Annotated in this window: 12 protein-coding genes; 5 read left to right on the top strand and 7 right to left on the bottom strand. The window is 32.1% G+C overall.

Annotated elements, in window-relative coordinates; all coding sequences use genetic code 11:
• From DD829_RS23490 to DD829_RS05365, 3 genes are all read left to right on the top strand, one after another.
• Window positions 1-826: hypothetical protein (locus DD829_RS23490; protein WP_165814840.1), on the top strand; the 826-nt coding region annotated here is incomplete at its 5' end.
• Between the two features lie 21 nt (window positions 827-847).
• On the top strand, window positions 848-1,417 hold the full coding sequence (locus DD829_RS05370; RefSeq protein ID WP_116547589.1) for a DUF6705 family protein: 570 nt from the start codon (window positions 848-850) through the stop codon (window positions 1,415-1,417).
• 205 nt (window positions 1,418-1,622) lie between these two features.
• On the top strand, window positions 1,623-2,186 hold the full coding sequence (locus tag DD829_RS05365) for a DUF6705 family protein (protein ID WP_116547588.1): 564 nt from the start codon (window positions 1,623-1,625) through the stop codon (window positions 2,184-2,186).
• A gap of 83 nt (window positions 2,187-2,269) precedes the next feature.
• Here the strand turns inward: DD829_RS05365 and DD829_RS05360 are convergent, their stop codons facing one another.
• Together DD829_RS05360 and gltX are read right to left on the bottom strand one after the other, a co-directional pair.
• The gene (locus tag DD829_RS05360) at window positions 2,270-3,226 is read right to left on the bottom strand and encodes an acetyl-CoA carboxylase carboxyltransferase subunit alpha (RefSeq protein WP_076390571.1); all 957 of its coding nucleotides are present in this window, start codon (window positions 3,224-3,226) and stop codon (window positions 2,270-2,272) included.
• Between the two features lie 47 nt (window positions 3,227-3,273).
• Complete coding sequence (gltX, locus tag DD829_RS05355) at window positions 3,274-4,779, bottom strand: glutamate--tRNA ligase (protein ID WP_108409989.1); 1,506 nt, start codon at window positions 4,777-4,779, stop codon at window positions 3,274-3,276.
• Between the two features lie 185 nt (window positions 4,780-4,964).
• On the opposite strand from gltX, the gene DD829_RS05350 reads away from it, so the two are divergent.
• The gene (locus DD829_RS05350; RefSeq protein WP_108409988.1) at window positions 4,965-5,900 is read left to right on the top strand and encodes a glycosyl transferase family 90; all 936 of its coding nucleotides are present in this window, start codon (window positions 4,965-4,967) and stop codon (window positions 5,898-5,900) included.
• A gap of 16 nt (window positions 5,901-5,916) precedes the next feature.
• Window positions 5,917-6,261 carry a phosphomannose isomerase type II C-terminal cupin domain gene (locus tag DD829_RS05345; protein WP_076390574.1) on the top strand — a complete coding sequence of 115 codons (345 nt, stop codon included), beginning with the start codon at window positions 5,917-5,919 and terminating at the stop codon, window positions 6,259-6,261.
• A 72-nt stretch (window positions 6,262-6,333) separates the two neighbouring features.
• On the opposite strand, the gene DD829_RS05340 is transcribed toward DD829_RS05345, so the two are convergent.
• From DD829_RS05340 to DD829_RS05320, 5 genes are read right to left on the bottom strand one after another with little or no spacing between them, the layout of a single operon-like run.
• Window positions 6,334-7,119, bottom strand: coding sequence for a DUF4422 domain-containing protein (locus DD829_RS05340; protein ID WP_108409987.1), 786 nt, complete (start codon window positions 7,117-7,119; stop codon window positions 6,334-6,336).
• On the bottom strand, window positions 7,109-8,215 hold the full coding sequence (gene glf / locus DD829_RS05335; RefSeq protein WP_108409986.1) for a UDP-galactopyranose mutase: 1,107 nt from the start codon (window positions 8,213-8,215) through the stop codon (window positions 7,109-7,111). Before glf ends, DD829_RS05340 begins: the two co-directional genes overlap by 11 nt.
• Window positions 8,205-9,221: a hypothetical protein gene (locus DD829_RS05330; RefSeq protein WP_116547587.1), complete on the bottom strand. Its 1,017-nt coding sequence runs from the start codon at window positions 9,219-9,221 to the stop codon at window positions 8,205-8,207. The genes glf and DD829_RS05330 overlap by 11 nt, the downstream gene beginning before the upstream one ends.
• Window position 9,222: 1 nt before the next feature.
• On the bottom strand, window positions 9,223-10,248 hold the full coding sequence (locus DD829_RS05325) for a hypothetical protein (RefSeq protein WP_123906812.1): 1,026 nt from the start codon (window positions 10,246-10,248) through the stop codon (window positions 9,223-9,225).
• Between the two features lie 4 nt (window positions 10,249-10,252).
• Window positions 10,253-11,050, bottom strand: coding sequence for a DUF5672 family protein (locus tag DD829_RS05320; RefSeq protein WP_108409962.1), 798 nt, complete (start codon window positions 11,048-11,050; stop codon window positions 10,253-10,255).
• Window positions 11,051-11,053 lie beyond the last annotated feature (3 nt).

Here is an 11,053-nt window from a genome sequence, read left to right as displayed (position 1 = left end):
CACCATCTGTATCGATCTTACCATTGATACTTTTGAGAATCCGGATGATGGAAGCGGGAACGGTGGTTATGATTATCCGCCTTTCGGGGGTGGATTTGGAAATCCTGAAGACAGTACTGCGATTAACCAGACACCCTGTGAGAAAACTAAATCTGTCCTTAATAAACCAAATGTACAAGCGGGAATAAATAATGTAAAAGCACAGGCATTAAGCACTCTGAGTAACATAAACGCAGGAGAAATAGGTTTTAAAGAGAAGAAAGACGGAACAATAGTTCCTGCTAATGTTAGTGCGGCTCACCATGTGATATTTAATGACGTGACTGATTCTTATGGAGGATACCATAATCACACAGCATTAGGAACACATATGTTTTCCCCACCAGATATAGATGCTCTATTTGGATTTGCAGCTGCACAAAGTATACAAGATGGTGTTGGAAATGCTTATTTAGGGATGATTGCAGCGGAATGGTGTAATTGTCCACCAAGCAATCAGCAATTTATAAACTATGTAATAACTTATACAGGAACAGGTGCGGAATTGGGAGGTTATACTTATACAACGGCACAAATGAATCAATTTGAAAAAAATTACCGTAAAATTATTAGAGAATTAACAGATACGAATTTAAACGGGAATACATATCTCAAAAATTCAGCAGGTGACTTAAATGAAAAAGGATTAGAAAAATTATTTCTTGAAACATTAAAAATTATGAATTTAAGTGGAAAGGTAAACCTGCAACGAGTAGAACCAAACGGAACAGTTTATAATGTAACTGAAAATAGTAATGGTATACCTATTGGAACACCTTGTCCTTAATAATCAATTAAAAAAATAAATATGAATACAATACAAACAAAAATTTTATTTGCATTAACATTGTTTATAAGTTTAATTTCTTGTAAAGCACAAAATTTGCCTCTTAATACAGCTTTTTCAACTATTCCTAATGGGGCTTACCTTAAAGATACTAATAATGAATTATCACCTTATGTAGGAACTTATAAAGCTAATTTTAATGGGAATGAAATTACTTTATTTATTACTAAACAAGAAAACAAGTTAGAACAAACAGGGCAAAAAACTTATTATATGGATGCATTAATTGTAAAGTATATTGTGAAAAATTCATCAGGAGTTATTTTGCAAGATACTCAGAATAATTTTACTGATATTGAATTCTATAGCATAGGAACGAGTCCTTCTAAAAATGCAATCACATTTTATTATAGCGGTACAAATTGTAGTGTCGGCTGGGGAGATATTTATTTAAAAAAAATAAATGCTACACAAATTTCTTGGGAGTATCGTCCAGATGATATTGTAACTACAACGGATAAATGTCCTCCTGCTTTGGACACAAACATTTATCTTCCAGAAACAAAGGATTTAATTTTCATAAAGCAATAGATATAAACCGCTGAAAGGCGGTTTTTTGCTTATGGAAAGGGTTGGAAAAATTATTTCTAGAAACACTAAAAACTATGAATTTAAGTGGAAAAGTGAATTTGCAGCGAATAGAACCTAATGGTAACGTTTATAATGTAAATTTAGACATAAATGGAATTCCTGTAGGGACACCTTGTCCTTAATTAAAAAATTTTAAATATAAAATATGAACTTAATTAAATTTTTAACATTAGCTTTAATTACTAGCTTAGTTTCTTGTCAAGCTCAAACTTTACCTCTTAATACTTCTTTTTTTGATATACCAAATGGTGCATATTTAAAAGATATTAATAATGAGCTTAATTCTTACATAGGAATTTATAAAGCAAGTTTTAATGGTAAAGAGATTACTCTTTATATAACTAAGCAAGAACATAAATTAGAAGAAAGTAGTCAAAAGAATTATTATATGGATGTTTTAGTAATAAAATATATTGTGAAAAATCCATCTGGAGTTATTTTACAGGATACCCAAAATAATAATCTTAATATTGCAGCTTTGTACAGTATTGATATTGATTCAATTGAAAATACAGTAAATTTTGCTTATACGGGTACAAATTGTAACATAGGTTTTGGAGGAATTAAACTAAAAAAAATTAGTCCAACACAAGTTTCGTGGGAATATAGACCCAATGATATAGTTACAACAGCAGCTAAATGCCCTCCTAATTTAGATACAACGATTTATCTACCAGAAACAAAAGATTTAATCTTTACCAAGCAGTAGTGAAAGTTAACCTTTATTTTGTACAAAAAACAAACAATAAAAAAAACCGGTTAAGGAAATTTTTCTTAACCGGGTTTTATATTTTATCCTTTAAATTGCCCCATCGCAATGAATTTCTCCTGTCTTTGGGTTTCAAGTTCTTTTCCAGTGAATTTTGAAAAGGCTTTGATGTTCTGCAATATTGAATTTTTAAGGTTCAGATAGGTTGTTTCAGGATCATAATGTGCTCCTCCAAGAGGTTCTTCCACAATTCCGTCGATGAATTTTTCTCTTAAAGCATCTTTCGGAGTCAGGTTCAGAGCGTTTGCCGCATCTTCTTTATGATCCCAGTTTCTCCAAAGGATGGATGAACAGCTTTCCGGTGCAATTACCGTATACCAAGTGTTTTCCAACATATATACTTTGTTTCCTACACCAATTCCTAATGCTCCGCCACTCGCTCCTTCACCAATAATGTAGGTGAAAATAGGAGTTTTAAGCATCGTCATTTCGAAAATGTTTCTTGCAATTGCTTCTCCCTGTCCTCTTTCTTCCGCTTCAAGACCAGGATAAGCTCCCGGTGTATCTACCAAAGTGATTACAGGAATTCTGAATTTTTCTGCAAGCTTCATCAGTCTCAAAGCTTTTCTGTATCCTTCAGGATTCGGCATTCCGAATCTTCTGTGCTGTCTTTCTTTTGTAGTTCTTCCTTTCTGAGTTCCGATGATCATTACTTTCTGACCGTCCAAGGTTGCTAAACCACCGATCATGGCAGGATCATCTGCGAAATTTCTGTCTCCGTGAAGTTCTAAGAAACTGCCTTTATCCACCATTCCGTGGATGTAGTCCAGTGTGTAAGGACGATCCGGATGGCGGGAAAGTTGTACTCTTTGCCAAGGGGTAAGATTTCCATAGATTTCTTTTTTCTTTTCTATGATTTTATCCTCGATCTGGCTACATGCTAATTTTACATCAACACCACTTTCTTCTCCTACTAAAGAACAGGTTTGGTATTGGTCCATTAATTCTTTTATAGGAAGTTCGAAACTTAAATATTCCATTCTTGAAGTAAATTAAATCTTTCAAATTTATGAAAAATTATCAAAATCTATTTAAAATTATTGATAGCATTGTTTATTCTGGAGATAGTTTCCTCTTTTCCAAGAAGTTCCATGATGTCCGGAACATCTGGTCCTTTCAGTTCTCCAACCAACGACAAACGTAAAGGCATCATCACTTTACCCATTCCCAGACCTTTATTTTCGGCGAAATCATGAACCGTCTGCTTAAGATTTTCAGCATTAAAATCAGCTCCTTCAAGATTTGAAGCCAATTCCCCTAAAATTGCCGAAGTTTCATCATTCCAGGCTTTTTTAGATGCTTTTTCATCATAAGAAATAGGGGCTTCGAAGAAGAATTTTCCGTTTTCGTAGATGTCTTTCGGGAAAGTAGCTCTTTCCTTCATCAGCTTAATCACTTTTAACAGTTTGTCGTCTGACAATGTTAAATTTAAATCTGAATTTTTAAGAATATTCAGTAAATCTTCATCCGAAGTTTTCTGGATGTACTGATGATTGAACCATTCTGTTTTTTCTTTGCTGAATCTTGCTCCGGCTTTATGAACTTTGTTCAGATCAAATTCTTTTGCCATTTCATCCAGAGATAAAATTTCTTTATCGTCTGCAGGAGACCAGCCCAAAAGTGCAACCATATTGATGAATGCTTCAGGCAGATATCCGCTTTCTCTGTATCCTTTGGAAATATTTCCTGTTGCAGGATCTGTAAAATTCAAAGGAAATACAGGGAACCCGAATTTATCGCCATCTCTTTTGCTTAGTTTTCCTTTTCCTTCAGGTTTTAAAATCAAAGAAAGATGGGCAAACTGAGGCGCTTCCCAACCCATTGCTTCATATAATAAGGTATGCAGTCCTAAAGAAGGCAGCCATTCTTCACCACGGATAACGTGAGAAATTTCCATTTCGTGGTCATCGATGATGTTGGCGAAATGATAAGTCGGCATTCCATCGTTTTTTACCAGAACTTTATCGTCTAAAGTATTGGTATTCACGGACGAATTTCCTCTGATGATGTCTACAAGATTTAATGTTCTGTCGATCGGCATTTTGAATCTCACGACATACGGCGTTTTTTCATCCAGCAATTTCTGAACTTCCTCTTCAGAAAGTGCAATACTGTTTCTCAAACGGTTTCTTGATTTATTGTCATAAGAAAAAACGTCTCCTCTTGCCTCATATTCTGCACGGATCGCGTCCAGTTCTTCAGCAGTATCAAAAGCGATATAAGCATAATCTGTTTTTAAGATCTGCTCTGTATATTTATCGTAAATATGTCTTCTTTCAGATTGTCTGTACGGAGCGAATTTTCCTCCTTTTTTCGGGCTTTCATCGGCAATAATTCCGCACCATTCAAGGGCTTCTTCAATGTATTCTTCTGCTCCTTCAACGTATCTTGCGGTATCTGTATCTTCAATTCTCAATACAAATTCACCTCCCTGGTTTTTAGCAAAAAGATAATCGTATAATGCGGTTCTTACGCCTCCTAAATGTAAAGGTCCCGTAGGACTTGGAGCAAAACGTACTCTTACTTTGTCCATTTTAAATAAAAATTTTTGCAAATTTACTTAAACTAATATAAAAAGGTACATTTATTTGCGATAAACTAATTTTAATCATCTATTTGAACGATTTAATTTTCTAAGTGTAAAAATCAATTAAAATAATTTCCTTTTCGAAAAATAACAGATATAATGCTGTATTTTTGTGGAGTTTTAAATTCACCATGGCACAAGTTAAAAAACAGAATAAGTTGTCTTTTTATATTCAGGGATTTGCAAGAGGATTATTTCCTGTAAAATCTTTCGAAAAAAAGATTGATGATCTCTATAAAACCGTCTCCAAAGAACAGCTTACAACAGTTGAAAGAAGAGTAGACTACTACAACAAGATTTCATCGGAAACCCAAGTAAATCATTCCGGAACTACAATCGCAGATCTTTTGAAGCCTAAAACTCCGAAAGCCTACTATTTTGATACTTATGAGTATGCAAGATATTTTCCGAAAGATTTAAAAATAGATTTTGCATTTGGTGATGTTAATACCATTCTGGATTTTCCCAAAATCACGAAAAGCCGTCCTATTCACGGAAATAATGAGAACAATATTTTACTGAATCTTGATAAGGCGAGGCATTTCGTCTCTGTAAAAGACGACCTGAATTTTTCTGAAAAGAAAAATATCATGATTGGAAGAGCGGCAGTTCATCAGGAACACCGAAAAAGATTTTATGAAAAATATTTTAATAATCCGCTTTGTGATCTAGGCCAGGTTAATAAAAACGGAAATCAGGAATGGATAAAACCTAAGATTTCGATCGGGGAGCATTTAAAAAGTAAATTTATTTTAAGCCTTGAAGGAAATGATGTTGCCACGAATTTAAAATGGATCATGTCTTCTAATTCTATTGCCGTTTCGCCGCCTTTAAAGATGGAAACATGGTATATGGAAGGAACTTTAAAACCAGATGTACATTTTATCGGGATTGATGAGAATTATGAAAATCTTGAGGAAAAGCTTCAGTATTACATCGATCATGAAAATGAAGCTTTGGAAATAATACGAAAAGCCAAAGAATACAGAGCTCAGTTTAATGATAAAAATGTTGAAAATTTAATATCACTTTTGGTATTGAAAAAATATTTTGACTACATTCGCTAAAAATTATTAGACAGATATGCTAGAAATCGGAGAAAGACCTTGGGGAAAATATTATGTTTTAGCGGATGAGCCACATTATAAGCTGAAAAGAATAGAAGTAAATCCGGGACAGAAATTATCTTACCAGTATCATCATAAAAGACAGGAACAGTGGACGATCATTGAAGGTAATGCAACCATAGTTCTGGATGATAAGGAGATCAGTTTATCTTACGGTGAAAGTATTTTTATACCTCTTGGTGCGAAACACAGAATAATGAATCTTTCGGATAAGCCGGTCGTTTTTATTGAAGTACAGACCGGAACGTATTTCGGAGAGGACGATATTGTGAGGCTCGAGGATGAATATGACAGGAATTAAAAATAAAAAGGTTACAGATTGCTGTAGCCTTTTTATTTTTAATTCAAAGTCTTTATAATTAACTGTTGTTCTCTATTCTACAAAAAGAATAGGTAAATGTTTTAACCTGAAATTGTTATGTAATATATATAGGGTGAAAAGTCTCTCGGATAAAAAACCGATGACTCTTCTTTGATAAGGATCATCACTAAAGGTTATTTTTCGTTCTGTCTCAAATAGAATCGTAAAAAGCCAATTGCAGTAATCGTTCATAAGCTCATATCTTGTAATAAACATATTTCCTATATAGAAATTACTGCCATTTTCAAGGTATTTTGTAATACTTTCGTCATAATCTGGAAATTTTTTCCGAATAATATCCATACAAATATCCCAATCTTCCGGGTTATGATTATGTTTATAATCATTTTCAAGAGAAGTTATAATTCCGTTAATACTGCATATTGCAGGACGTGGAACCAGAAAATCATATTTTTTTAAATGTTTTATTGTATTTTTTTCTGTTTTTTTTGTATCAAGAAGTTTATTTAATCTGGAATCATTCTTTTGTACAGACTCAAGAATGTTTTGTGATTCTTTTTTAAACAACTTTTTTTTGTAATTAATATCCAAGTATCTTCGGTAATGCATTAATCCGAAAATAACCGGACTTTTAAGATTTTTCCAAGCCCAATATAATGCTGTTAATTCATTGAATGTATAATTTTTCTCAGAAATATTATCTAATGTGCTATCTGATAAATACGTTGGGTCAATGGTATAATCATTTACTTTAGCATTTACCTGAATGGGTAAGAATATTTCGTTATTAAGTAACGCTTTTTCTTTATGAGTGGCAACGATTATTTTAGTATTCATTGAATTCCTTTTTAACTTTGGTTAAAGCTGAGCCTACAATCTGGTGCATATCATAGTAACGGAATTCCGCAAGACGTCCTCCAAAAATTACATTTTCTGTATTTTTAGCTAAAGCTTTATATTTTTCAAATTTTTGTTGATTTTCCTCATTGTTGATAGGATAATAAGCTTCCTTTCCTATGGTCCAATGATCTGGAAATTCTCTTGTTATTACAGTTTTTTCTTGATTTCCAAATTCAAAATGCTTGTGTTCAATAATTCTCGTGAAAGGGTATTCTGCGTCATTATAGTTAATTACTGCATTTCCCTGAAAATTTTCGGTATCAATACTTTCATGCTCAAATCTTAAAGATCTGTATTCTAAAGCTCCAAATTGATACTCAAAAAACTCATCGATTTGTCCTGTAAATACAATTTTATTTGCAATACCTTCGTAATAATCGCGATTATCAAAAAAATTCACTTCTGTTCTTACTTCAATGTCTTTTAATAAATTATCAATTATTACATTATACCCGCCAATAGGAATTCCCTGATATTTATCATTGAAGTAGTTATTATTGAAGGTAAATCTTACAGGAAGCCTTTTTATGATAAAGCTTGGAAGTTCCGAAGCCTTTCTTCCCCATTGTTTTTCGGTATATTCTTTAATAAGAATATCATAAATATCTTTTCCTACCAAAGAAATTGCCTGCTCTTCTAAATTCTTAGGATCTTCTTTTCCGTATAATTTTCTTTGGCTATTAATTATTTTCAGAGCTTCAGAAGGAGTTTTAGTTCCCCAAAGTTGATAAAAGGTATTCATATTAAACGGAAGGTTATAATACTTACCTTTGGCAAAGGCTATTGGAGAATTTATATAGTTGTTAAATTCAGCAAACTGATTTACATAATCCCATATTTCCTTATCATTTGTATGAAAAATATGCGCTCCGTATTTATGGATATTAATACCGTTTATATTTTCACAATAGATATTGCCTCCTTTATGATTACGTTTATCAATAATCAGACATTTTTTATTTCTTTTCCGGGCTTCATAAGCAAATATACTTCCGAAAAGACCTGCTCCTACTATTAAATAATCATATTTCATTTATTGCGAATATTTCATTTATTTTTTTTTGGAATATAATCTTTTCTTGTAAAAGGTCATGTTTATAATCCGCAAAATCTTTTATTTTAGAATCGTAATTAGCAATACAGTCTTTTATTTTTTCAATAATCAAAGGGATGTTTTCCTCAGTCTTATCAAAATGATATTCATCTTTGATGGGGACATCCTGTTTAAAAAAGGCGGAGCCCTCCTTACCTATAATAAGACAGCAATCTAATAAGCATGCCTCTCTGGGCATTTTTTCTCGTCCTGGATGATGGCCAAAATCTACATATACCTTAGCGGATATCATGCAGTCTGCAACTTCGTCCAGTGTCATATTAATCATTGGAAGCCAATTGATTTCTGGGGTTAGGTTTCTTATCTTATCAAGAAAATCTTTATTTTTAACAGCATTATATGTAACAATATCTTTTTTCTGGGAAACATAGCTTTTGCCTGTAAGGAACATATCTTCCATATACCCTGAAATTTTGCCTATTGTTTCTATTTTATTTTTTTGTAAAAAATCGACTGAAAAATATGAATGGGCTAAATGATGAATCTTTGCTTTTTTAATATTTTTAATTGTCGGCAGCTTTATTCTTCCTAATAATCTGTGTTTTAGTTTTGGCGGATTTTCTTTGAAATTTTCTTCCCAGGCTTTAAGTGAAGTGAAAAAATTAGAAACGCTTAGCCACCAGATTATTTTTTGAATTTTTGAATATTTTTTTTCCCAGATAAATATAGAAAAGGTTTCTGGGAATATCATGATGTTTTGTCTGGAATTTTCTATAGAAAATGTATAGGGAATTTGGTAGTGTTCATATTCCTTGTGTATAGGAGAAGAATTTTTTTCTGCATCGTAATTCAGATAATGCATGAAAACTTTCTTCCCGCTTTGCATTAATGCCAATGCCATCTGATGAAGATCTTCCGGTCCTCCACTTGCATAGTTTGCCGGACAGACTATATAAAAAATACTATTATTAGATATTTTTATCATGTTAAGATTGTAGGTTTATTGGTAAATACGGATGGATATCCAAGACATATTTCAGCCAATTTGTAAAACTGTATTTCTCTATAATTTCTTTAGGTAGATCAACATAGGGAGTGGATATAAAAGATTCAAGACCATCAATATTATCATCTTCAATCACAAAAATATTATTTGAATTATAAAAATCATATTTTTTTACTAAAGGATTATTTGTGATTAATTTTTTTCCGTACCCGATCGCTTCGAAAGTTCTCATGGAAATACCATAATGAATATCATTTGCAAAATCTAAGATGATATCAGATTGAGAGACATTAATAATGTTATCTTTAAAGAGCATGGGTTTTTCGATTATTGTTATCGGCTCGTTAACAAATTTTTTTGCCTTTTCCTTAGAATTGATATTTAAATTTATGGAGGTTTTAAGCTTCATATCCTGAAACTTTCTGGCAAGTTTTATAAGTAAATCAATTCGATTTCTCATATAAGTCCCTACAAAATAAACATCAAATTTTTTATCCCTTAATTTAATATCATCGAAATAAAAATTAGTGAGAGGAAGAAGTCTGGTATTCTTTTCAAGATCATTAACATCAAATACAAAAAAGCGGTCAAAAGAGTCTATTCTTTCATACACCAAAGGGAATCTGTCTAAACCGTCCCATTGATAAGCAGAAATTAAATTCGCTCTTTTCTTTACTTCAGATATAAGCTCAGAACTAAAAAGATCAGGTCTGATTACCAAAGCATAATCATATGATTTTAAATTGTAATTATTAAGAGTTAATATTTGTCTCTCTAATTTCCGTTCAGCTTTTTTTCTGTTTTTAAAAGTTTTATCACCTAAAAATATCTTTTTATAAGCATGGATGATTGTATTAAGAATGCCTATTTTTACTTTTACAGTATCAGGAATTACTAATACATTAAATCCAAGCGCTTCTAAATTATCTTTAAATCTTTCAGGAAGACCAAAATGATCAGGAACTGCAATTATTATAGATTTACCTGAAAATTCTTTTTTCATCATATCATTATATTTCAACATTAAATTCTTTAAAAATTTCTCTCCAAAAATTTTTTTCTTTCGTCCACCTGTGACATCCAAAAGGAAGTTTTCCGTGATTTATTTTCAAGGCTTTTTCCTGTTTGTTTTCTATAGAGAACCTACATGCCTGTTTATAATGAGGTTTTAAAAAATTAATGCCGTTTCTTTGAGGTTCTATACTGAAAAATACATCTTCAGCATAAAATTTACCTGAATGTTTAGGATCTAAATAAATCTTAACTACGTTAGGTATTTTTTCAAGTACTTCCAAAAACTTTGCACGTTTTCGTAAAGAAAGTCCTCCGTTTCCGACTTCATTATATAATAACGATTTATCTTTCTGAAATTTTCCCTTCTTTTTATAATTAATTACTGATTTGGTTTTGACCAAAATTCTCTCTACGACTAATTTTACAATTGGTATCTTCTCAGAACTTCTGATCCAGGGAGCGCCAATATAATCAAAATCTTTATTACACCAATCCAGAAGCTCGTCTTTAAACACGAAACAGTCGGTCTGATAAATCAGTAAATATTTTTCCGAAAAGCTGTTGTAGAAATCTACACTCAGCATAAGACAGTTGTAGCCGTGGATATTTTTAAAGTAAACATCATCAAAAGCCAAAAATCTGGATGTGAACTTTTCATAGTTGCTCACATCCAAACTTTTGGGATGAATAAACGTAATTTTGTGATTTTTTAAAACATGGAATGCCTGATTTATCGAAATCAGATCATCTGCATCAGGTGTTTTTTTGTATATCGGAATAATAATTTCTACCAAAAC

The sequence above is a fragment of the Chryseobacterium sp. HMWF035 genome (assembly GCF_003094695.1).
In the GTDB taxonomy this organism is placed as follows: domain Bacteria; phylum Bacteroidota; class Bacteroidia; order Flavobacteriales; family Weeksellaceae; genus Chryseobacterium; species Chryseobacterium gambrini.
Note: the sequence above shows the minus strand (reverse complement) of the source record. Positions and strands in the feature narration are given on the sequence as shown.